Here is a 21,870-nt window from a genome sequence, read left to right as displayed (position 1 = left end):
CCTCAATGATGCGGTAATCAGTGTTCAGCGGCTGCTTTCACTGTGGTTTTTGCACGGATGGCCTTCACATCATCGCTCTTGATCTGGCCGCCTTTGTTATCCCAGCTATTGAGGACATAAGTCAGAATATTTGCCACTTCATCGTCGTTCAACTGATTCATCGGCGGCATGACAGAGTTAAACTCGTTGCCATTGACTGCGACCTTGCCATTCAACCCCTGCAACACGACTTTGATGGCGCGCTGGTGATCTGCATTCAGATAATCTGATTTTGCCAGAGGAGGGAAGACACCTGGCAAACCGGCACCATTGGATTGATGGCAGACCGAGCAGGTTCCTTCAAACAGCGCTTTCCCTGCGAGTACCTGATCTTGCAGTGTCAGCGTGCCGCTGGCTGCATTGGCGGTTGCTTTGGTGACAGCGGCCAGATTAGGAGCGGCACGGTCACCCAGGTAAACCGCATCGACTTCCTTACCGGAATAAATGGCTTTATTTTCCGTGCCATCGACTTTGATGATCGCCAGCGCACCTTTGTTGAATGCACGGAAGATAGAGTGATCCACCATCACGAAGCTGCCAGGTACTTTGGTTGTATATTCCACGACTGCAGCACCGCCAGCCGGAATCAGCGTAGTTTGTACATTTTTCTGGAAATTCGTACCACCTTCAAAACGTACCTTGTCGAAAATCGCACCAATCACATGGAAGCTCGACACCAGGTTGGGACCGCCATTACCGACGAACAGGCGAATTTTTTCATTGGTCTTGGCTTTCAGTGCCTTGTCGCCAGTCAGCGCGCCTTCTGCGCCGTTAAACAGCACATAGGTTGGTTTTTCGTCGATGGCTTTTTCCATGTCGAATGGCTGTAAGCCTTTTTCACGGTATTTGCCAGTGGTGTAGAAATCACCTTGCATGACGTAGTATTCGTGATCAACAGCAGGCAAGCCTTCTGGCGGCTCTACCAGGATCAGACCATACATGCCGTTGCCAATGTGCATGCCGACCGGAGCGGTTGCGCAGTGATAGACGTAAATACCCTCGTTGAGCGCTTTAAAAGAGAACTGGGATTCATGTCCAGGTGCAGTAAAGCTGGAAGCCGCACCACCACCAGGGCCTGTTACGCCGTGCAGGTCGATATTGTGCGGCATCTTGTTGGCAGGATGATTTTTCAGATGGAATTCCACGGTGTCGCCCTGACGAACGCGGATAAAGCTGCCTGGGACTGTGCCGCCAAATGTCCAGAAGGTGTAGGTTACGCCTTCTGAAATCGGCATTTCTTTTTCGATGACTTCCAGATTCACAATCACTTTGGCCGGATATTTCCGGTTGACTGGTGGCGGAACGTTCGGCGGGCTGGTTAATACTGCCTGAATCGGGGCACCTTGTGGTGGGCCGAAATCGCCTGCGGATTTTATCCCGGCTTTGTTGTTGCCCGCTGCGCCGGCGGTCATTGGTGCAGAGACCAGGACTGTGGCCATCGCTAACATTGCGCAAGCCGTTTTAATCATGAGCTTCATAGAAATACCTCTCAAAGTATGATGGGACGTGCTGCAAAGTTTTCCGGGGAGCCGCCATTCCTGTACTGCTCTGGAAAACTGGTGTCGACATCGGTGTTGGTATAAAAAGTACTGCCCGGAATGGTTACCGGTCTGATCCAGCTGAATCTCAGAGTAAAGCAAAGTGATTGCTGCAGCTATACGCCGTTAGGAGGATGTCGGGCTATAGAGCGGGGAATGAAGCATATCTTTGATGTGCCTCAAAGGTGGCATGCGGACAGATAACAGACTGCATACCCACAGATACAGTTCTCCCTCGTAAAAACACGATGTGTATCCTGTTTCGCGACGCATTTATGTCAAAATGACGCCTGACTGCATTGTCTTGTTTTGCGCAACCGCATCACTGCAATGTCGTACTTATTGATAACTATCCGGAGTCATACCATGTTTCAGCACGTTGAAGCCTATCCTGGCGATCCTATCTTATCTTTGAATGAAGCATTCGGTAAAGATCCGCGGCCAAATAAAATCAATTTATCTATTGGTATTTATTTTGACGATGCAGGAAAAATTCCTATGCTGCCCTCAGTACGCGCGGCGGAGCTGAAAGTAGTGGCCGAAGCGGGCGCCCGTCCCTATCTGCCGATGGAAGGCGCGGCAAATTTCCGTACGGCAGTTCAGCATTTGTTATTTGGTGCTGACCATGTTGCTGTCAAGAAAGGTCGCATTGTTACTTTGCAGATGGTTGGCTCCAGCGGTGGTCTTAAGATTGGCGGCGATTTCATCAAGCGCTATTTTCCGACGTCCTCGATGCTGGTCAGTGATCCGACCTGGGATAATCACCGCGCAGTTTTTGAGGGTTCCGGCATCACGGTCAAGACCTATCCTTACTATGATGCAGCGACAGGCGGCTTGCGTTTCGATGCCATGTTGGACGCATTGAAAGCTGCAGACAAGAAAAGCATCGTTCTGCTACACGCATGCTGTCACAATCCGACCGGTGTTGACCTGACGCAGGCGCAATGGCAGGCACTGGTGCCCGTACTGAAGGAGCGTGAATTGATTCCTTTCCTTGATCTGGCTTATCAGGGCTACGGTGATGGTATCGAGCAAGACGCGTATGCAGTGCGCTTGCTGGCGACGGAAGGCTTGAGTTTTTTCGTGGCAAATTCGTTTTCCAAGAGCATGAGTCTGTATGGTGAGCGTTGTGGCGCACTGAGCGTGGTGTGCCCGGATGCTGCGCAGGCAGTGAATGTGTTGGGTCAGATGAAAGCGACGATTCGCCGCAATTATTCCAATCCACCGATGCATGGCGGCCAGCTGGTGGCACGTGTTCTGTCTGATCCTGAATTGCGTCCGATGTGGGAAGCTGAGGTCGTGGCAATGCGGGATCGGATTCAGTCCATGCGCCGTCAGTTGCACGATGTGCTGAGCGCCAAATTGCCGGGCCGTGATTTCAGTTATTTCCTGACCCAGCGCGGTATGTTCAGTTATACCGGTTTGTCGCCAGAGCAGTGTGATCGGTTGAAAGAAGAATTCGGTGTGTATCTGGTGCGTTCTGGCCGGATGTGTGTGGCGGGGCTCAATAGCGGCAATGTTGAGGCAACTGCGAATGCAATGGCCGCTGTGCTGGCTTGATTTATCTTCTCGTTATAATGAAAACGCCGGTGCTGCAGCCGGCGTTTTTTTATGAAAATTCAGATCCGGGATAACTATCCGCAACCGGTGTTTTTCCGGCCGCCGAACGAACGCTGACCGGCGTATGCAAATGCGGTAAAAGCTGCGTCAGCGCTGCTTCCAGATGTTGTATGGTGCCGGTGGTGAATGCCGTTATGCCGGGTATCGCTGCATCAATGGCAAGTAAACCGTGATCCTGCAACTGTGTTTGCAGGTATCTGGCAACGGCCAGTCCCGTGTCGATCAACTCTATTTGTGGTCCGCTGCGGTGTTTTTCCCGGATGAGTTCCCTGATCTGCTGCTCTACAAACGGATAGTGAGTACATCCCAGAACGATGGTGTCGGCCCCGGATTCCAATAGCGGGGTCAGATATTGTTCCAGCATGGCAAGGGTTTTCGGTGAGCTGAATTCTGCTTTTTCGATCTGATCCGCCAGCCCCGTACATGCCTGCTGCACAAATCTGACCTGATGCACGTCACTGAGTTGATCGCGTAAATTTCGGAACTTCAGACTGTTCAGCGTTCCCTGTGTCGCCATCACCCCGACCACGCCTGAGCGGGTGTGCTGGCAGGCGGGTTTCAGGCCCGGTTCCATGCCAATCAGAATTTGTGCAGGATATTGGGGGCGTAGCACCCGGGCGGCGGCAGCCGTTGCGGTATTGCAGGCGATCACAATGGCTTTGCAGTGCAGCTGCAACAGGAACTCCGTGATCGACTGACAGCGTGCGACGATCGTCTGTTCGCTTTTTTCCCCGTAGGGGGCAAAACCGGAATCTGCGAAATAAATCAGTTTTTCATGCGGTAGCAGTTGGCGAATATGCTGAAGTACGGACAATCCGCCAATGCCAGAATCAAAAATGCCTACCGGGGCGGAAGGTGAATGCTGCATACCTGGGATTTATCTGGGTAAAATGAATAAGAAAATGATTCTGCCAGACATCAATGAAACATGCTCTGATCTGCGAACAGAACAGAGCATGTCAGCTATCGCCATCAGGGCGACGAAACTAATGGGGCGTTATCAGTTTACCGGAATGATGCCGATCTTTGCCTGCCATTCTCTCGGGCCGGTGTTGTGCACGGAGGTGCCTTGCGCATCCACTGCGACCGTGACCGGCATGTCTGTTACATCAAACTCATAGATCGCTTCCATGCCGAGGTCTTCAAAGCCAACCACTTTCGCGGATTTAATCGCTTTCGACACCAGGTAAGCCGCACCGCCGACCGCCATCAGATAGGCGGACTGATGTTTTTTGATGGATTCGATTGCAACCGGACCGCGCTCCGCTTTGCCGATCATTGAGATCAGGCCGGTTTTTTCCAGCATCATGTCGGTAAATTTATCCATGCGGGTTGCCGTAGTGGGGCCTGCTGGTCCAACAGCTTCATCACGCACCGGATCAACCGGGCCCACATAATAAATAACGCGGTTGGTGAAATCGACCGGTAAGGATTCGCCTTTCGCCAGCATGTCCTGAATGCGCTTGTGGGCTGCATCACGACCAGTCAGCATTTTGCCGTTCAACAGCAGGGTTTGCCCTGGTTTCCAGGAGGCGACCTCTTCTTTGGTTAGGGTGTTCAGGTCGATGCGTTTGGATTTTTCGGTATCCGGTGTCCAGTGCACTTCTGGCCAGTCAGACAGTTTTGGTGGTTCGATATAACTAGGGCCGGAACCGTCGAGTACGAAGTGGGCATGACGTGTTGCTGCGCAGTTGGGGATCATCGCAACTGGTTTAGATGCAGCATGCGTAGGATACATATTGATCTTCACGTCGAGCACTGTCGTCAGCCCCCCCAGGCCCTGCGCGCCAATACCGAGTGCATTCACTTTATCGCACAATTCGATACGCAGTTCTTCCAGTTTGTTTTGCGGACCGCGTTGCTTCAGCTCGTACATGTCGATGTCGTCCATCAGGGATTCTTTCGCCATCAGCATTGCTTTCTCTGCTGTACCGCCGATGCCGATGCCCAACATACCTGGCGGGCACCAGCCTGCGCCCATCGTAGGCACTGTTTTCATGACCCAGTCCACCAGTGAATCGGAAGGATTCAGCATCACGAATTTAGTTTTATTTTCAGAGCCGCCGCCTTTCGCTGCGACTTTGACATCAACGGTATTGCCCGGCACCAGTTCCATGTGTACGACAGCCGGAGTATTGTCCTTGGTGTTTTTTCGTTCGAATTGCGGGTCGGCCACGATGGAGGCGCGTAATTTGTTGTCGGGGAAATTGTAGCCCCGGCGCACACCTTCATTGACGGCATCGACGATCGAACCGCTGAAGCCTTCAAAACGTACACTCATCCCGATTTTAAGGAACACGTTGACGATCCCGGTGTCCTGGCAGATCGGACGCTTGCCTTCAGCGCACATGCGGGAATTGGTCAGGATCTGCGCAATGGCATCTTTCGCAGCCGGGCTCTGTTCTGCTTCATAGGCGCGTGCGAGGTGGGCGATGTAATCTGCCGGATGGTAGTAACTGATGTATTGCAGCGCAGCTGCAACGGATTCAATCAGATCGTCTTGTTTGATGACTGTCATGATATGGCTCTTGGCTGGTTGAAAGGAAATCGGAAATTCCCTGCAGAGATCGGTGCAGGAAGAAAAAATACATCATGCCGTTTCATTTTTCTCCAGGGGCGTGATTCATCTGCAGCATTTTTTTTGCTGTGGATGGCGATGGAGAAAAAGGGCGATGACATCATTTCAGTGGTGATTCGTATCTGCAATTTGTTGTGTGGTGGTCATGATCCGGTCGCAATATGCAATTGCCCAGTGCCGCACAGATCAGGTCCACCAGTTCAACCCAGAAATGATAAACATAGACGTATTGCGCCAGAATCAGATCGAGATACAGCGGCAACTGCAGCCAGCGGCTCAGGAAAATGAGGTTGGCGAGCGGGGGCAGCTTGTGCGGGGAACGTGATTGAGACATGAGCAGCTGAAAATAAGCAGGGAAGTGCGAATTGAATCACTCCCTATTTTACATCCTGCCGCGGGCTCGTGTGCACAGGTTTTTCCTGCCTGGTACTTTGTTCAGGAGAGGATTTTCCGATATTTGTCTGGTATTGTTTATTCTTGTCTTTCCGCAAATAAACCGTAAGGCTTGAGTAAGTCTCCCGGTTTAAGGTTTGTACCATTCCTTGTTGGTGATTTCAATCAGATTATAAAAACTGGAGACAATCATGTCAGACCATGACACTGCAACTTCCGAAGTAAAAGCTGAATCCCGTGTTTTTCCTCCTCCTGCCGAATTTGCAGCGAATGCCACGATTTCCGGTATGGATGCCTATCATGCCTTGTGCCAAGAGGCTGAAGCCGACTACGAAGGGTTCTGGGCGAAACTGGCACGGGAAAATCTGCATTGGCACAAACCATTTGAAACAGTGCTGGATGAATCGGATGCACCTCTGTACAAATGGTTTGACGATGGCCTGATGAATGTCTCCTACAATTGTCTTGATGTAAATTTACAGAAAGGGCTGGGCGACAAGGTTGCCGTGATTTTCGAGGCAGATGGTGGCGAAGTCACACGGGTTACTTACAAGGAGTTGCACCAGAAGGTCTGTCAGTTTGCCAACGGACTGAAATCACTTGGTGTCGGTAAAGGTGATCGCGTAGTCATTTATATGCCGATGTCAGTCGAAGGTGTGGTCGCGATGCAGGCATGCGCCCGTATCGGCGCAACGCATTCTGTCGTATTCGGCGGGTTTTCTGCGAAATCCCTGCATGAGCGCATCGTGGATGTGGGCGCAGTGGCTGTTATTACCGCCGACGAACAAGTGCGCGGCGGAAAGCATCTTCCGCTGAAGGCGATTGTTGATGAAGCGCTTGCTCTGGGCGGTTGTGACAAGGTGAAAGATGTCGTGATCTACCGGCGTACAGGTGGCGCTATCAATCTGGTGACAGGACGGGACCGGTGGATGGATCAACTGGTCAGCGGACAGTCTGACCAATGCGAGCCTACCTGGGTCAATGCCGAACATCCTCTGTTTATCCTTTACACATCCGGCTCCACCGGAAAGCCAAAAGGCGTTCAGCATTCTTCCGGCGGTTATCTGCTGTGGGCGATCCTGACCATGAAGTGGACCTTTGATATCAAGCCTGCCGATATTTTCTGGTGTACTGCAGATATCGGCTGGGTAACTGGTCATACTTACATTACGTATGGTCCGCTGGCAGCAGGCGCAACGGAAATTGTCTTCGAGGGCATTCCTACCTTCCCGAATGCAGGTCGTTTCTGGAGCATGATAGAAAAGCACAAGGCAACGATTTTCTATACAGCACCGACAGCTATCCGTTCCCTGATCAAGGCAGCCGATGGCGATGCGAATGTTCATCCGGATAAATTTGATCTGTCCTCATTGCGCCTGCTGGGCTCTGTTGGTGAACCCATTAATCCTGAAGCATGGATGTGGTACTACAACAATATTGGTCGCGGTCAATGTCCGATTGTAGATACCTTCTGGCAGACCGAAACCGGTGGTCACATGATGACGCCGTTGCCGGGTGCGACACCATTGGTGCCAGGCTCCTGTACCTTGCCTTTGCCTGGCATTATGGCTGCGATTGTGGATGAAACCGGACATGATCTGCCAAACGGGCAGGGCGGCATCCTGGTTGTCAAGCGCCCCTGGCCTTCCATGATCCGCACGATCTGGGGTGATCCTGAACGCTTTAAAAAAAGTTATTTCCCGGAGGAGTTTGGCGGCAAGGTTTACCTGGCCGGGGATGGCGCAATCCGGAACAAGGATACTGGTTATTTCACAATTACAGGCCGGATTGACGATGTTCTGAATGTGTCAGGACATCGCATGGGAACGATGGAAATCGAATCTGCTCTGGTGGCCAATCCACTGGTTGCAGAAGCAGCGGTGGTTGGTAAACCAGATGACACAACAGGCGAAGCGATCTGCGCATTTGTCGTGTTGAAGCGCAGCCGTCCGACTGGCGATGAAGCAAAGCAGATTGCGACGGAGTTGCGTAACTGGGTGGCTAAAGAAATTGGCCCGATTGCTAAACCAAAAGAAATCCGTTTTGGCGATAATCTGCCAAAAACACGTTCAGGCAAGATTATGCGTCGTCTGCTGCGTGTTCTGGCGAAAGGCGAGGCGATTACTCAGGACGTCTCTACACTGGAAAATCCAGCAATCCTGGAGCAGTTGAAACAGACGCAGTAAATCTCGTTAAAGGAGCGTTTTTAGCGAAGAAGAATGCGGACAGCATTGAAAGATAATGGTGTCCGTATCATTACCGGTAAATGAAAAAGCACTGCATGGCAGTGCTTTTTTATGTAGCGTTTGTTTTGCTCAGCGGTTGGTGCGTGACATAAATACCAGACGTTCAAACAGGTGGACATCCTGCTCATTTTTCAGCAGGGCGCCATGCAGGGGAGGCACGATGGTCTTGTTATCCTTGCTGCGCAACGCTTCGGCTGGAATGTCTTCTGCCAGTAGCAATTTCAGCCAGTCAATAAATTCTGACGTCGAAGGTTTCTTTTTCAGACCAGCGACATCACGTACCTCATAAAAAGTTTGCAGTGCATGAGTCAGCAAGTCTGCTTTCAGGCGTGGAAAGTGTACATCCACGATTTTTTGCATCGTTTCCTTATCCGGGAATTTAATGTAATGGAAGAAGCAGCGCCGTAAAAAAGCATCCGGTAATTCTTTTTCATTGTTGGAGGTGATAATGACTAATGGCCGATGTTTCGCGCGAACCATTTCCCGTGTTTCATAAACGTAGAACTCCATCCGGTCCAGTTCGCGCAGCAAATCATTGGGAAATTCAATGTCTGCTTTGTCGATTTCGTCAATCAGCAGAACAACTGGCTGCTCAGAAGTAAATGCCTGCCACAAGACGCCTTTTACAATGTAATTGTGAATATCTTTCACCCGCTCGTCGCCCAGTTGTGAATCTCTGAGCCGGGAGACAGCATCGTATTCATACAGTCCCTGCTGTGCTTTTGTCGTGGATTTAATATGCCACTGCAGTAAAGGCATGTTCAGCGCAGCAGCGACCTCTTCCGCGAGCATGGTTTTGCCGGTCCCGGGCTCACCCTTGATCAGCAAAGGGCGTTGCAGTTTCAAAGCAGCATTCACGGCAAGTTTTAAATCATCGGTAGCAACGTAGTTGTCTGCTCCGTCAAAGCGTGGTGAGTGTGTAGTCTGCGTCATGGATCAGAATCAGGACAGGTTGATCAAAGTTTTCTGCGTATTTTCTAAGTATTTCCTGAGTATAAGCGAGAATTCCGGATCAGATGAACGGATGTTCTTTTTTTTGTCGGGCAGGGTAGAGATATGTGTTCTGAATGGCCGGACGAAGTGTGTCTGAACTGCAAATACTTGTCATCATTCCGCCTTTTTTTTACGCTATTTTAATCTTGATCAGATAGAATGATGCGTTATATCAAAGTGTTGTCTTCGTTGATCTGTTTGTTTAATCTCTACTCGCTCCTATGAAAAAACTGTTTGCAATTCTCGCTATGGCGAGCCTCTCGCATGCTGCAGTAGCGGCAGAAGTTGTTGGCAATGCGAAAGATGCAGCCGAAAAGAAAATCGCGATGTGTATCGGCTGTCACGCGATTCCCGGCTACAAGTCCACTTTTCCAGAGGTCTACCAGGTGCCGATGATTGGCGGCCAGTCGGCAAAGTACATTGAAGGTGCACTCAGGGCCTATCAGAAAGGTGAGCGCAAGCACCCGACAATGCGTGGCATTGCCGGCAGTCTGTCCGATCAGGATATGGCTGATCTTGCTGCATATTATTCACAACAAAAATAAAAATACAGGGGACTCATGATGAAAAAAATCTTGTTGCCGGCATTGCTTTTGTCAATATTGGTTTCCCCGGCATTTGCTGCGGGTAATATTGAAGCTGGTAAGGCTGTTGCAGAAAAAAATAACTGTGCTTCCTGCCATGGTAAGGATTTCAGCTCACCGATCGACCCAGGTTATCCGAAAATAGCGGGGCAGCATGCGGATTACATTGCAGAAGCGCTGAAAGCTTATCAGCGTGGAACGGACGGACCAAATGGTCGCGGAAATGCCATTATGGGTGCTCAGGCGAAAGTCTTGTCCAATACAGACATTCAGGATGTCGCAGCTTATCTTCACAGTCTGCCTGGCAGTCTGGTGCTGAAAAAATAAGTCATTCTGACCAGCATAAAAAAGCCACGTTTAACGTGGCTTTTTTATTTTTAGCGGCAACGCATTTGCAGCGCCTCGATATATGACTGCCCATCCGGGGGGTGTCCGGTGCGTTGAGATGTCCAGATCATTTCTCCTAACGCTTCCATGATCTGGTGATGTGCTTCATGCTCAGAGTTGAACTGATGCGCCAGTTGCTGAAAAGCTGCCCTGACTCCCTTGGGTTGATCCACTGAAATCTGTTCGGCAATAGTCAGATGCATTGACAAATGTAAGAATGGATTGGTTTTTCCCTGATCTACGCTGTAATCCGCCTGAAGAGCGGCCTCTGTATCAGCGAGCGCATCATGATACTCTGGATGTTGCACTATCCAGCCTGATGCAATGGTTTCCAGTGGCGTCAGAATTCCGTGTTTCTGTGTTTTTTGATAGATCTCACAGAAAAAGCGTCTGACGTCGTGCTGACTTGGGGTGAACATAAAATAATGACTGTAAAAAGTAAAACCGGTTGGTATTGTAAAAGGAAATCGAATTCAGGGCATGATATCCGCCGCTAATCTGTTATATTCGCCCCGGATGGATGATCCCTGTGATGAGTTTGAGAGAGGAAATGATATGCTGACTAAAGATGCGCTGGATACATTGTTTAATGCTGCACGTACCCACAATGACTGGCTTGATAAACCGGTAACGGATGCGCAACTGCACCAGCTATATGATCTGATGAAATGGGGCGCCACATCGGCGAATACTTCGCCAGCCCGCATCGTATTTGTCCGTTCCGCAGAAGAAAAACAGAAATTACTGTCTTGTATGGCAGAAGGGAATGTAGAAAAAACAAAAGCTGCGCCAGTGACGGCAATCATCGGGATGGATATGGCGTTTTATGACAAACTGCCAGTGCTCTTTCCGCATGCGGATGCGCGCTCATGGTTTGTGGGGAATGCGGGGCTGATTGAGGCCACTGCTTTTCGTAATTCTTCCCTGCAAGGCGCTTACATGATGCTTGCTGCACGCGCGGTCGGGCTGGATTGCGGGCCGATGTCCGGCTTTGATCCTGAAAAAGTGAATGCCACTTTTTTTGCCGGCAGCACAGTAAAGGTGAATTTCATTTGCAATTTGGGTTACGGTAATCCTGAAAAACTCTATCCGCGCTCCCCACGCCTGAGTTTTGATGAGGCTTGCCGTATTATCTGAGCAGTTGCCGATCGTTTTTTATTCGTCGCCCCTACGCATTATCCGGCAGGGGCGTTTTCTGTTTGAATTCACATAAATCTGCAATCATGCAGTTCCAGCATTTGGGTTTCCGGGCAATGCAGGTATAGCGACCATGTAAAATCAGCCAGTGATGCGCATCCTGTCTGAATTCTTTGGGAACGAATTTCATCAATTTTTCTTCGACGATATCCACATTTTTACCCGGTGCCAGACCCGTGCGGTTGGCGACGCGGAAGATGTGAGTATCAACCGCAATCGTCGGTTCTCCGAATGCGGTATTCATGACGACGTTAGCAGTTTTCCTGCCAACTCCGGGCAGAGTTTCCAGCGCTTCGCGGTTGCGAGGTATCTCGCTGTGGTATTCCGTGATCAGCAGCCTGCATGTTTCAATGACGTTCTTTGCTTTGGTTCGGAACAGGCCAATCGTCTGTATATATGGAATCAACCCGTCTACGCCGAGTGCATAAATGCTTTCCGGTGTATTGGCAACCGGATACAGCAGTCGGGTGGCTTTGTTGACCGAAACATCGGTTGCCTGTGCCGAAAGTAAAACAGCAATCAGTAATTCAAATGGCGAGCTATATTCGAGTTCGGTGGTCGGATGCGGGTTGGCTTGCTGCAAGCGTGCAAAAATGGCGTGACGTTTTTCCGCATTCATGGCTCAGTTTTTCCGGATTCTGCTGCGATTTTTTTGAGACGGGCGCGTTCAATAGCTGCCGTAATAATATTTTTTTTACGTTCTTTCGCCAGGCGTTCCATCTCATTGGATGTTGTTTCGTCCTCGAGGGCTTTTAATTTAGCAGCAGCTTTGGCGGCCAGTCGCTCTTCATTCTCGGCTTTTTCCCTTACAAGGCGCCGGTTGCGTGCTTCAAATTGACGACGGCTCTGATCTGCCAATGGCTGAGACCACGCAGCCCAACCGGTTTGTCCGCCCGTCACTGGTACCATGGTGATGCAATCAACAGGGCACGGGGCAACACACAGGTCACATCCCGTACACAGCTCCGGAATGACGCTGTGCATTTGTTTCGGTGCACCGATGATCGCATCTACCGGACAGGCCTGAATGCAGAGCGTGCATCCTATGCAGTAAGCTTCTTCAATCACCGCCAGTGGCCGTTCTCGTTCTTCTCCGTGGTGGATGTTCAGCGGAATAATGGGTTGTTGCAATAATGTCGCCAGCCGGACCACGCCTTCCTGTCCACCTGGAGGACATTGATTGTAACTAGCCGCACCGTGCACAATGGCTGAGGCATATTCATGACAGGAGGGAAAACCGCATTTGGTACATTGAGTCTGCGGTAGCAGATGTTCAATTTGTGTAACGAGGGGAATAAACACAGCGATGACGATCACAACTGAAGGAGGACAGATTATCCACTCAAATGCAGTGAATCACAAATAAAAAGCCACCGTTTTTGCACGGTGGCTTTGCTGAAGCGGTACAGATCAGGCGTGTTGCTTGATGAATTCTCCGATTTTCGGGCAGATAATTTCACGCCAGCGACGACCTGAGAAAATTCCATAATGTCCACAGCCGGGGGCGACGAAATCCTGCTTCATGCTAGCTGGCAGGCTGGTGCAAAGCTCATGAGCCGCCTGCGTTTGACCTGGTCCTGAAATATCGTCCAGTTCACCCTCAACAGTAAATAGCGCGACGGTTTTGATATCTTGCGGACGAACCAGTCTGCCCTCGACTTCCCAGGTACCTTTCGGTAAGTGAAATTCCTGGAAAACAGTTTTAATTGTCTCCAGATAATAGTCTGCCGGCATGTCCAGAACCGCATTGTATTCATCATAAAATTTGCGATGCTGTTCTGCTGACTGATCATCACCTTGCACCAGATGCTGATAATAATCCCAGTGGCTTTGCGCGTGGCGATCAGGATTCATCGCCACGAAACCGGCATGTTGTAAAAAGCCGGGGTAAACTTTGCGACCATAACCCGGGTAATTGGCCGGTACGCTGTAGATGACGGTATTTTCAAACCAGGAATATTTTTTTTCTGTGGCGAGATTATTAACCTGAGTGGGGGACTTGCGCGGATCAATCGGTCCTCCCATCATCGTCATGGTCTTCGGCAGCTTGGGGTCATTGTCTGTTGCCATCAGGGCGATTGCGGCAAGTACCGGTACAGTCGGCTGGCACACAGAAATTACGTGAACATCTGGCCCGAGTTCCCGGATGAAGTCCTGTACGTAGTAAATGTAGTCATGCAGGTGGAATTCACCTTCGGATAGCGGCACCATGCGCGCATCGGTCCAGTCGGTGATGTACACATCATGCTGCGGCAGCAAACCTCTCACGGTATCGCGCAGCAATGTTGCATGATGCCCCGATAATGGCGCTACTACCAATACTTTGGGTTGCTTGAGTTTTTCGAAATCCTTGTCGTTCAAGACCTTTTTAAAGTGTAATAACTTGCAAAAAGGTTTAATGACCGCACTGATCTGGGTGACTTCGACTGTTTGTTTATCTATTGTCGTCGAAGTAATGCCAAATTCAGGTTTTTCGTAATCTTTTCCCAAACGAAACATCAGTTCATATCCGGCCGCAATTCTCTGCGCATACGGAGTGTGCGCAAGCGGGGAAATCGGGTTCGTGAATAATTTAGAAGACGCTTCCGCCCATTGGGTTAATGGGTTCAGAAAAGCACGATTCAATTCATGGAGTTGATAGAGCATGATGATATCTTCCTGGGAAACACGAAAATTCCATTGAGTAACAGATTAATATGACAACCATGTCGTATGCTGTACTTTTACGATACGGGTGAATGCCGACCTGTATTGCAATGCATCATAAACCAGATTTTATATTTTTGTGCTTGTGGATGTTGCAGATCGTTACCTTCATGCAAATTAATGTTAAATAATTGGTTAAAATATAATTTTTGTCAGATACAGGCAAACTGGCAAATACCGTTCTGAATAAAGGACTCGCGAAGTATGAGTAATGATTTTGAACTTTCTGATGCTCAGATGCGTGAGAGTTGTTTTACCGCATTTGATCTGATGCGGGACTCGCCGGAGGAAGGACGCATCGTCGCATCCCGGCTGCGGCAAAGCGCCGCGAGTCACCGCTTGCCCGTTATGGGGACTTTTGCCGAGTTGTTGTTTGCTTTTGCGGATTTCTTTGATGGACGTCTGGCTCAGGCTGAACCTGAATTTGAACGGACATCAGTAATGTTTGAGCTGGTCGGCGATAAAGAAGGGCTGGCATTCTCCATGCTGGGTACGGTAGCTGTCTGGCGCCGGCACGGCATGTCAGAGCAGGCATATTCCTTATGCCACAGCAAAATTCTGCCTCTCTTACCAGAAGGGGATCACCGACTGTCCGTGCTGGTTTTTAATCTTCTTGGCATCTTATCGCAGGAACTGGGTTTTACCGAAGAGGGCATCCGACATTTCTATACGGCTCTTGAACAGGCACAGCGCCTGAATATCCCGAACCGGGCTTCTCAGGTCATGGCCAATCTGGGAGAGATTTTTTATATCTCCGGTAATGCTGAAGATGCAGAGCCACTGTTGCAGGAAGCGCGGGCGATCGCGATTGTGTCAAATGAGCGCTGGCTGGCACCATTTATTTCAACCATGTATGCATTATGCAAAATTGCATTGGATAAATATGAGGAAGCCTACCTCGGAATTGTCGAGTACATCGGAGAAAGCAGCCAGGCGCATTATCCGGATGCAGCCAGTCGTGCTTTCTGCTTTTCGATTGCCGCCTATACGCTGGCGATGCGCGGACAACTCGACGAGGCGGATCGTTTAAATGCCATTGCCCAGAGTTTGAGTGACAGCTATGAGGATAAACCTCTGAAACCTTATACGCGCTGGGTCAGCGGGCATTTGCACTGGCGCCACAAGCGTTTTCCTGAAGCCATTCATGATTTACGTCGCGCCATTGATGAAAATGGCATTCAGGGATACATCTATATTCCATTGCGCGCTATCCGGGAGTTAATCGATATTTTTGCTGAGCTCGGGCAGTGGGAAGAAGGTTTTAAGGAGCAACAGCGTTATCTGGAATTATTTGCCAAAGTACAAGGACAGGCCACGCGCGTGCATGTGCAGACTTTGCGCATTAAAAATGAACTGAAGCAGGCTGAGTTGGCACGCCGCTTGGCTGAAGATGCGATGGTGGAGCGCAGGGCGCTGGACGTTGAGTTGAAGAGAATGCTGTCCGAGCGCGAAACGATTCTGGAAAATTCGATTGTCGGAATGGTGTTCCTGAACAATCAGGGACGAGTGCAATGGGCCAATACGCCGCTTTGCCAAATTTTTCGCGTGGACCGCGGGCAGATTCTGGGAGCATCACTGGAACCTTATTACCCTTCAAGGATATCGTATCTTGAATCGGAAGAGGCGGTCAGTGCTGCGGTACTCAGAGGTGAGTCGTTTCAGGCTGAATTACAGATGTGTCGTGCAGATGGCGATTTGTTCTGGGCACACTTTTCCGGACGGGCTGTTGATCAAAATGATCTTTCGCATGGCACGGTATGGGTTGTCATGGATATTTCTGCACGTCGTCAGCTCGAAGCAGATTTGAACAGGTCTGAGAAGCATTACCGCCAACTGGTGAATCATGCGTCTGAAGGCATTATTGTTGTGCAGAATCAGAAAATTGTTTTTGCTAATCCTCAGATATACAAACTCACGGCACGCCAACCGGATTCTTTACTGGCATTCAATTTTACTGATTTAATTGACGAAGCTGATCGGCTGATCGTACAGGATTACGAGCAGCGTTGCTTACAGGGGGAAATGGTTGCTCCGTATTTTCAATGCCGGATTACCAATTCTGTCGCCGGAAAAATCAACTGGGTAGAACTTTCTTCTGTGTTGATCGATTGGGAAGGGCAGCCCGCCAATTTATCCTTCATTTCCGATGTCACCGAACGCAAATATCTGGAGCAGCAATTGCAGCAAAGTATGGCTGAACAGATGCGTTTGCAAACCATACAGATGCAGAATGAGTTAAAAGAGGCAGAGCGGGCACGCCGTCATGCAGAGGAAAGCACGGAGGCAAAGTCCATCTTCCTGGCTAATATGAGTCATGAAATCCGCACTCCGATGAATGCCATCATCGGCATGGCACATCTGGCGCTCAGAACCGAATTAAGCCCGAAGCAAAAAGATTATCTGGAGAAGATTCATCAGGCCGGTTTATCGCTGATGGGCGTCATTAACGACATTCTGGATTTTTCCAAAGTCGAAGCGGGAAAGCTGCATATTGAAAATGCCGTATTTAACCTCGATGAGACTCTGGAAAATGTATGTGCAATCACCGCAGATAAAGCTTATGAAAAAGGACTAGAGCTGATTTTCGATGTACCGCAGCAAATTCCGCGGGCCTTATGTGGTGATGCATTGCGTCTGGGGCAGGTCCTGATCAACCTGATCAATAATGCGGTCAAATTTACTGAACATGGTGAAGTGTATGTCGGATGCCGGCATCAGGTGGTGAGTGAAAATCAGGTGCAGCTTCAATTTGAAGTGCGCGATACCGGTATCGGCATGACGCCGGAACAAATGCAGCGCTTATTTCAACCATTCAGCCAGGCTGATGAATCCACCACCCGAAAATTTGGTGGTACAGGTCTTGGGCTGTCAATTTCCAGGCGTGTCGTTGAATTGATGGGTGGCCAGATTGCTTTGGAAAGTGAATCCGGGGTGGGAACCTGTGTCCGTTTCCAGCTTGATTTTGGTCTGTCCCCCGATGTCAGGACTCCGGCGCATCCTGAGTTGATCCGTCATAAACGGATACTGATTGTTGATGATAATGCGCTTGCTGCCAACGTGTTGCGTGATGCATTGAGCTTGGCGGTCGCACGCGTTGATGTAATGCAGGATACTGTGCTGGCGATTCAACGGATGCTGCACATGGATAATGACGATCCTTATGATCTGGTGTTGGTGGATTTGAATATGCCAGAAATAGATGGTCTGACATGGATTGATACTTTGAAGCGCGGGCAGCTAATCAGGAATATCCCTGCATTTGTTCTGATGGGAATGCATGGACGAGAAGAAGCGAGCCATAGAGCTGATGTGATGATGCCCGATGCATTTTTACCTAAACCGGTTCGATTTATCCAAGCCTTGGATTGCATAACGGCTTTGTACTCGAAGTCGCTGGAAAAAAACGGGCACAAACAGACGTTCAGGATTCCTCAATATGCGGGATTGCACGTTTTGCTGGCTGAGGACAATCAGATGAATCAGCAGATTGCCTGTGAACTGATGGAGGCAGGCGGTATTCAAGTGGATGTTGCAGAAAATGGCGAGACTGCGCTGGAAATGCTGCTACAGAAACAGCCAGATTATTACGGGATGGTATTCATGGATGTGCAGATGCCGGTGCTGGATGGTCATGATGCCACACGAATGATCCGCAGCCGGCCTGTCTATGAGGGGCTGCCGATTGTTGCCATGACGGCACATGCCATGCTGGATGAGATTGCACGCTGCAAAGAGTCCGGCATGAGCGCACATCTTGCCAAGCCGATTACCCCTGCGGCGCTGTACGACATGATTTCGTATTGGTGTCCCCAGTTTGTCACAGAAAATACAATGTTGGCTACTGAAGATGTTGCGCTAAATCGTGTACTGTCCATCGACATGGTCGATGTAGATGAAGGCTTGCAGCGTACATTGGGAAATGAAGATTTATACATGGAATTGCTGAGGCGTTTTTCTGATGATCAGCATGACGTTGTTGTGAAGGCAGCCCAGATGCATCGGGCGGGTGATCAGGAGCAGGCTGAACGGCTGATTCATACCTTAAAAGGTGTTGCTGCATTGATTGCTGCCGCAATTGTGCGGCAGGAAGCGGACATACTGGAACAGTATTTGCGGGCGCGGGAATATGGTTCGCATGTCGATCGGCAGTTTGAATTATGTGATTTGCAGCTGCAGAAGACCCGTGCTTCAATTCAATGTTTTTTAGAAAAACAATACCGCGAAGCGGTGACGCAGGATGTATCAGGCTCTCCGCCGGTTTATCAGCGCCAGATTCTCTCGAGTACTTTGCGGCAATGTGAACAGTTGTTAAGTGAATACGATGGGGAGGCGGTCGATTTTCTGGTGGAATCTTCGGATGTGATTGTTCAGGCGCTTGGTGCAGAGCTACATAAACAGATCATGCGGGCAGCGAAACAATTTGATTTTGATCTTGCACTGGATTATCTAAGGCAAGGAATCGCGCAACATAGCTTCGACGAGCCAGCAGTACGTGACAAATAACGTGCCACGAGTAAAAAATCACATATTTTGAAAATAACAAAAACATGGACCATCCAATATCTACGGCGGTAACTGGAGATAGTCGACCAGTAATTTTGATTGTTGACGATACGCCCGATAATATTTCCCTGTTATCTGGTTTATTGAAGGAGCAGTACAAGGTCAGGATCGCTACCAGTGGCGTGAAGGCCTTGCAGATCGCAAGTCAGGAGCCTCATCCAGATCTGATTCTGCTGGATGTGATGATGCCGGAAATGGATGGTTATGAAACTTGCCGACGCTTGAAATCTGACTTGATGACAGCAGACATTCCGGTAATTTTCCTGACGGCGCGCAGTCAGGTCAAGGATGAGGAATTAGGGCTGCGTCTGGGGGCTGTGGATTATATCGGTAAGCCGATCAGTCCTGCAATTGTTCAGGCGCGGGTGGCAACGCAGCTCAACCTGATTCGTGCGCGCCAATTATTGCGCAATCAGAATGTTTATCTGGAGCGTCTGGTAGAAGAGCGGACGGAAGAGTTGGGACGTTTGCAAGATGCCATTATCATGGCAATGGCGCTGTTGGGTGAGGCGCGCGATAATGAAACTGCTAATCATATCCGGCGCACTCAGGCCTATGTGGCATTGCTGGCGCGTCAGCTGAGCCAGCATCCGCGCTTTTGTCATGAGCTGTCCGAAGCCAATATCACCCTGTTGTATAAGTCAGCGCCCTTGCATGACATTGGAAAAATCGGTATTCCGGATAGCGTCTTGTTGAAAGAGGGAAAATTAACGCCGGAAGAATTCGATCTGATGAAGCAGCATACCTGGCATGGTCGTGAAACGATTTTATCGGTCGAAAAGTATCTGGGGGGCAGCAATGAATTTTTAAGATTTGCCCGTGAAATTACGTATTCGCATCAGGAAAAATGGGATGGTACAGGTTATCCGGAAGGCTTGCGTGGTGAGCAGATTCCGGTTTCAGCACGCATTATGGCAGTGGCCGATGCTTATGATGCCCTGATTTCCGAGCGAGATTACGATGGCACTTACACGCATGCCGAAGCCATCGTTCAGATCCACAAGGCGCGCGGACTGCACTTTGATCCTGATGTGGTCGATGCTTTTCTGGTGGTTGCTGACGACTTTGCGGAAATCGCAAAAACTCATCGCGATTCTCAACCGGACTGACGATGTGTAAATAGTCTGCTTGATCAGTCGTAAAAAAAAGCGCGAAGGATGCTTCGCGCTTTTTTTAGGTTCAGAAACAGGACTTAATCAAATACTGGCGTATCGACACCCAGAATCTTATGCAGCTTCGGAGAAGTGGTGGTGTACTGCATGTGAATTTTCTTTTCAGGGAAAATATACGGTGCGGCACCAAATGCGGCCAGTGCGGCTTCGTGGAAGCCGGACAGGATCAGTTTTTTCTTACCGGGGTAAGTGTTGATGTCGCCGACGGCGAAAATACCTGGCACATTGGTTTCAAATTTTTCAGTGTCCATGACTTTCAATTGCTTGCGTTCAATCTCCAGACCCCATTCTGCGATTGGGCCTAGTTTTGGAGACAGGCCGAAGAAGACCAGCAAAGTATCCAATGGCATGCGACGTGTTACACCGTCAGCACCAGTTACCTTGATTTCTGAAAGCTGGTCATCCTTTGTTTCAATGCCGGTTACCTGGCCGATGGTCAGTTGCATTTCATAGTTATCGCACAATTCTTTCATCTTGGCGACGGATGCAGGTGCAGCACGGAAATCTTCGCGGCGATGAAGCAGAACCACAGACTCAGCCTTGCCAACCAGATTCAGCGCCCAGTCCAGTGCGGAATCACCGCCACCGCAGATCACCAGATTTTTACCATGGAACTGGCTTGGATCCTTGACGCGGTAAAAAACCTGCTTGCCTTCAAATGCTTCAATGCCTTCCACTTTCAAAGTACGTGGCTGGAAAGAGCCAACGCCGGCAGCGATAAAGATCGTTTTTGTGATGAAACGCGTACCGGTGGATGTTTCCACGTCAAAGCGCGAATCTTCACGGCGTTGTACCAGGGTAACTTCCTGACCAAGATGGAATGTTGGTTCAAATGGCTCAATTTGTTTGAGCAGGTTGTCGGTCAATTCCTGACCTGTACATACCGGAACGGCCGGGATATCGTAAATCGGCTTGTCCGGATACAGTTCCACACATTGTCCGCCGACTACAGGCAAGGAGTCGATGACGTGAGCTTTGATTTCGAGCAGGCCAAGTTCGAATACCTGAAACAGGCCAACCGGACCTGCGCCAATGATGACGGCATCCGCTTCGATCACGCCATTTGCCTGAGTAGTTTGTTTATTTTCCATACGACGAGTCATTTCTGATAATGCTTAAATTGAATGCGCCAGAGTTACGCCGCTGGCGACAGCGGCACAGATGATCAGCGTTCCAGATATTGCAGCTTATCTTTCACGTCTTTCCAGTCATCCGCGTCCGGTAACGGGGCAACGGTTTTGGTAATGGATGGCCAGTTGCGCGTCAGTTCGGCATTGATCTTGATGAACTTGATCTGATCAGATGGCACATCTTCTTCTGCAAAAATAGCATTTACCGGGCACTCGGCCACACAGACGGCGCAATCGATGCATTCATCGGGATCGATAATGAGAAAATTAGGGCCAGCACGGAAGCAGTCCACTGGGCAGACATCCACGCAATCGGTATAGCGGCAGCGGATGCAGGATTCGGTCACAACGTGGGTCATAACAGTCCAATCTAAAAAATTCGGGGTTTCGGTGCAGCCGGATGGCAGAAAAAGCCGACCAAGGCTGCAAAGCCTTGTATTTTAAGGCAATTTAACCGTTCTCACAAATCAGGCTTATATCATTTGCGCATAAGCAAATGCGGACTGATCTGTCGGATGAGTGCCTGCTTTCTGCGGGAAGGGTTATTCAGCGTGAAATTGTAATCAAAATTTCCTGATCAGACTTTGATGTGTGTCACTACCGATGAAATTCATCATGCAGAATAATGACAGAGATGAAATTTTTGATCTCAGTGGCAGAAACGCGGAAAAATTCCTTTTCAGCGTTAATATCATTTGCCAGTTTATTTTTTTTGCTCAGGGAT

The 21,870-nt window shown here is 49.6% G+C and carries 17 protein-coding genes and 1 pseudogene; 7 read left to right on the top strand and 11 right to left on the bottom strand.

The genetic code is table 11. From position 1 onward, the window contains the following. Nucleotides 1-17: 17 nt before the first annotated feature. Entirely contained in the window at nucleotides 18-1,451 is a 1,434-nt protein-coding gene (nirK, locus tag HV832_RS03285) for a copper-containing nitrite reductase (protein ID WP_223827152.1), read from the bottom strand. A 492-nt stretch (nucleotides 1,452-1,943) separates the two neighbouring features. On the opposite strand from nirK, the gene HV832_RS03280 reads away from it, so the two are divergent. Then, nucleotides 1,944-3,137, top strand: a complete 1,194-nt coding sequence (locus HV832_RS03280; protein WP_176802147.1) for an amino acid aminotransferase — start codon at nucleotides 1,944-1,946, stop codon at nucleotides 3,135-3,137. Nucleotides 3,138-3,186: 49 nt separating this feature from the next. On the opposite strand, the gene murI is transcribed toward HV832_RS03280, so the two are convergent. The 3 genes and pseudogenes from murI to HV832_RS03265 form a co-directional block, all read right to left on the bottom strand. Beyond that, entirely contained in the window at nucleotides 3,187-4,065 is an 879-nt protein-coding gene (gene murI / locus HV832_RS03275) for a glutamate racemase (RefSeq protein ID WP_176802146.1), read from the bottom strand. 132 nt (nucleotides 4,066-4,197) lie between these two features. Beyond that, complete coding sequence (locus tag HV832_RS03270) at nucleotides 4,198-5,715, bottom strand: fumarate hydratase (RefSeq protein WP_176802145.1); 1,518 nt, start codon at nucleotides 5,713-5,715, stop codon at nucleotides 4,198-4,200. Nucleotides 5,716-5,941: 226 nt separating this feature from the next. Beyond that, nucleotides 5,942-6,109 (bottom strand): annotated as a pseudogene (locus tag HV832_RS03265) (YqhA family protein); the annotation flags it as partial. A 250-nt stretch (nucleotides 6,110-6,359) separates the two neighbouring features. On the opposite strand from HV832_RS03265, the gene acs reads away from it, so the two are divergent. Further along, nucleotides 6,360-8,354, top strand: coding sequence for an acetate--CoA ligase (acs, locus tag HV832_RS03260; protein ID WP_176802144.1), 1,995 nt, complete (start codon nucleotides 6,360-6,362; stop codon nucleotides 8,352-8,354). A 129-nt stretch (nucleotides 8,355-8,483) separates the two neighbouring features. Here acs and HV832_RS03255 read toward each other — a convergent pair whose 3' ends face one another. After that, complete coding sequence (locus tag HV832_RS03255; protein ID WP_176802143.1) at nucleotides 8,484-9,347, bottom strand: AAA family ATPase; 864 nt, start codon at nucleotides 9,345-9,347, stop codon at nucleotides 8,484-8,486. Nucleotides 9,348-9,628: 281 nt separating this feature from the next. On the opposite strand from HV832_RS03255, the gene HV832_RS03250 reads away from it, so the two are divergent. Beyond that, complete coding sequence (locus HV832_RS03250; protein ID WP_176802142.1) at nucleotides 9,629-9,952, top strand: c-type cytochrome; 324 nt, start codon at nucleotides 9,629-9,631, stop codon at nucleotides 9,950-9,952. An 18-nt stretch (nucleotides 9,953-9,970) separates the two neighbouring features. After that, the gene (locus HV832_RS03245) at nucleotides 9,971-10,318 is read left to right on the top strand and encodes a c-type cytochrome (protein ID WP_176802497.1); all 348 of its coding nucleotides are present in this window, start codon (nucleotides 9,971-9,973) and stop codon (nucleotides 10,316-10,318) included. Between the two features lie 50 nt (nucleotides 10,319-10,368). Here the strand turns inward: HV832_RS03245 and HV832_RS03240 are convergent, their stop codons facing one another. Then, nucleotides 10,369-10,797, bottom strand: coding sequence for a DUF1841 family protein (locus HV832_RS03240; protein WP_176802141.1), 429 nt, complete (start codon nucleotides 10,795-10,797; stop codon nucleotides 10,369-10,371). 136 nt (nucleotides 10,798-10,933) lie between these two features. Between HV832_RS03240 and HV832_RS03235 the strand changes: the two genes are divergently transcribed. Next, the gene (locus HV832_RS03235) at nucleotides 10,934-11,515 is read left to right on the top strand and encodes a malonic semialdehyde reductase (RefSeq protein WP_176802140.1); all 582 of its coding nucleotides are present in this window, start codon (nucleotides 10,934-10,936) and stop codon (nucleotides 11,513-11,515) included. 31 nt (nucleotides 11,516-11,546) lie between these two features. Here HV832_RS03235 and nth read toward each other — a convergent pair whose 3' ends face one another. From nth to HV832_RS03220, 3 genes are all read right to left on the bottom strand, one after another. After that, nucleotides 11,547-12,194 (bottom strand): endonuclease III, encoded by a 648-nt coding sequence (gene nth / locus HV832_RS03230; RefSeq protein ID WP_176802139.1) that lies wholly within the window; start codon nucleotides 12,192-12,194, stop codon nucleotides 11,547-11,549. After that, entirely contained in the window at nucleotides 12,191-12,892 is a 702-nt protein-coding gene (gene rsxB, locus HV832_RS03225; RefSeq protein ID WP_342354536.1) for an electron transport complex subunit RsxB, read from the bottom strand. Before rsxB ends, nth begins: the two co-directional genes overlap by 4 nt. Nucleotides 12,893-12,985: 93 nt before the next feature. Then, nucleotides 12,986-14,221, bottom strand: a complete 1,236-nt coding sequence (locus HV832_RS03220) for a polyhydroxyalkanoate depolymerase (RefSeq protein ID WP_176802138.1) — start codon at nucleotides 14,219-14,221, stop codon at nucleotides 12,986-12,988. A gap of 264 nt (nucleotides 14,222-14,485) precedes the next feature. On the opposite strand from HV832_RS03220, the gene HV832_RS03215 reads away from it, so the two are divergent. Together HV832_RS03215 and HV832_RS03210 are read left to right on the top strand one after the other, a co-directional pair. Continuing rightward, nucleotides 14,486-18,784 (top strand): response regulator, encoded by a 4,299-nt coding sequence (locus HV832_RS03215; protein ID WP_176802137.1) that lies wholly within the window; start codon nucleotides 14,486-14,488, stop codon nucleotides 18,782-18,784. Nucleotides 18,785-18,828: 44 nt separating this feature from the next. Next, a complete protein-coding gene (locus HV832_RS03210) occupies nucleotides 18,829-19,953 on the top strand; it encodes a response regulator (protein WP_176802136.1) in 1,125 nt (374 codons plus the stop codon). Nucleotides 19,954-20,036: 83 nt separating this feature from the next. Here HV832_RS03210 and HV832_RS03205 read toward each other — a convergent pair whose 3' ends face one another. Together HV832_RS03205 and fdxA are read right to left on the bottom strand one after the other, a co-directional pair. After that, nucleotides 20,037-21,107, bottom strand: coding sequence for an NAD(P)/FAD-dependent oxidoreductase (locus HV832_RS03205; protein ID WP_176802135.1), 1,071 nt, complete (start codon nucleotides 21,105-21,107; stop codon nucleotides 20,037-20,039). Nucleotides 21,108-21,181: 74 nt separating this feature from the next. Continuing rightward, on the bottom strand, nucleotides 21,182-21,505 hold the full coding sequence (fdxA, locus tag HV832_RS03200) for a ferredoxin FdxA (protein WP_176802134.1): 324 nt from the start codon (nucleotides 21,503-21,505) through the stop codon (nucleotides 21,182-21,184). Between the last annotated feature and the right edge of the window lie 365 nt (nucleotides 21,506-21,870).

This window comes from Cognatundibacterium oligocarboniphilum (assembly GCF_013377855.1).
In the GTDB taxonomy this organism is placed as follows: Bacteria; Pseudomonadota; Gammaproteobacteria; order Burkholderiales; family Burkholderiaceae_D; genus Undibacterium; species Undibacterium oligocarboniphilum.
This window is presented reverse-complemented; position numbering and strand designations above follow the sequence as displayed.

What these genes read in the sequence shown, in the direction of transcription:
- nirK (WP_223827152.1), bottom strand. Translation starts at nt 1,451, where the DNA reads ATGACCGCCGGCGCAGCGGGCAACAACAAAGCCGGGATAAAATCCGCA.
- HV832_RS03280 (WP_176802147.1), top strand. Translation starts at nt 1,944, where the DNA reads ATGTTTCAGCACGTTGAAGCCTATCCTGGCGATCCTATCTTATCTTTG.
- murI (WP_176802146.1), bottom strand. Translation starts at nt 4,065, where the DNA reads ATGCAGCATTCACCTTCCGCCCCGGTAGGCATTTTTGATTCTGGCATT.
- HV832_RS03270 (WP_176802145.1), bottom strand. Translation starts at nt 5,715, where the DNA reads ATGACAGTCATCAAACAAGACGATCTGATTGAATCCGTTGCAGCTGCG.
- acs (WP_176802144.1), top strand. Translation starts at nt 6,360, where the DNA reads ATGTCAGACCATGACACTGCAACTTCCGAAGTAAAAGCTGAATCCCGT.
- HV832_RS03255 (WP_176802143.1), bottom strand. Translation starts at nt 9,347, where the DNA reads ATGACGCAGACTACACACTCACCACGCTTTGACGGAGCAGACAACTAC.
- HV832_RS03250 (WP_176802142.1), top strand. Translation starts at nt 9,629, where the DNA reads ATGAAAAAACTGTTTGCAATTCTCGCTATGGCGAGCCTCTCGCATGCT.
- HV832_RS03245 (WP_176802497.1), top strand. Translation starts at nt 9,971, where the DNA reads ATGAAAAAAATCTTGTTGCCGGCATTGCTTTTGTCAATATTGGTTTCC.
- HV832_RS03240 (WP_176802141.1), bottom strand. Translation starts at nt 10,797, where the DNA reads ATGTTCACCCCAAGTCAGCACGACGTCAGACGCTTTTTCTGTGAGATC.
- HV832_RS03235 (WP_176802140.1), top strand. Translation starts at nt 10,934, where the DNA reads ATGCTGACTAAAGATGCGCTGGATACATTGTTTAATGCTGCACGTACC.
- nth (WP_176802139.1), bottom strand. Translation starts at nt 12,194, where the DNA reads ATGAATGCGGAAAAACGTCACGCCATTTTTGCACGCTTGCAGCAAGCC.
- HV832_RS03220 (WP_176802138.1), bottom strand. Translation starts at nt 14,221, where the DNA reads ATGCTCTATCAACTCCATGAATTGAATCGTGCTTTTCTGAACCCATTA.
- HV832_RS03215 (WP_176802137.1), top strand. Translation starts at nt 14,486, where the DNA reads ATGAGTAATGATTTTGAACTTTCTGATGCTCAGATGCGTGAGAGTTGT.
- HV832_RS03210 (WP_176802136.1), top strand. Translation starts at nt 18,829, where the DNA reads ATGGACCATCCAATATCTACGGCGGTAACTGGAGATAGTCGACCAGTA.
- HV832_RS03205 (WP_176802135.1), bottom strand. Translation starts at nt 21,107, where the DNA reads ATGGAAAATAAACAAACTACTCAGGCAAATGGCGTGATCGAAGCGGAT.
- fdxA (WP_176802134.1), bottom strand. Translation starts at nt 21,505, where the DNA reads ATGACCCACGTTGTGACCGAATCCTGCATCCGCTGCCGCTATACCGAT.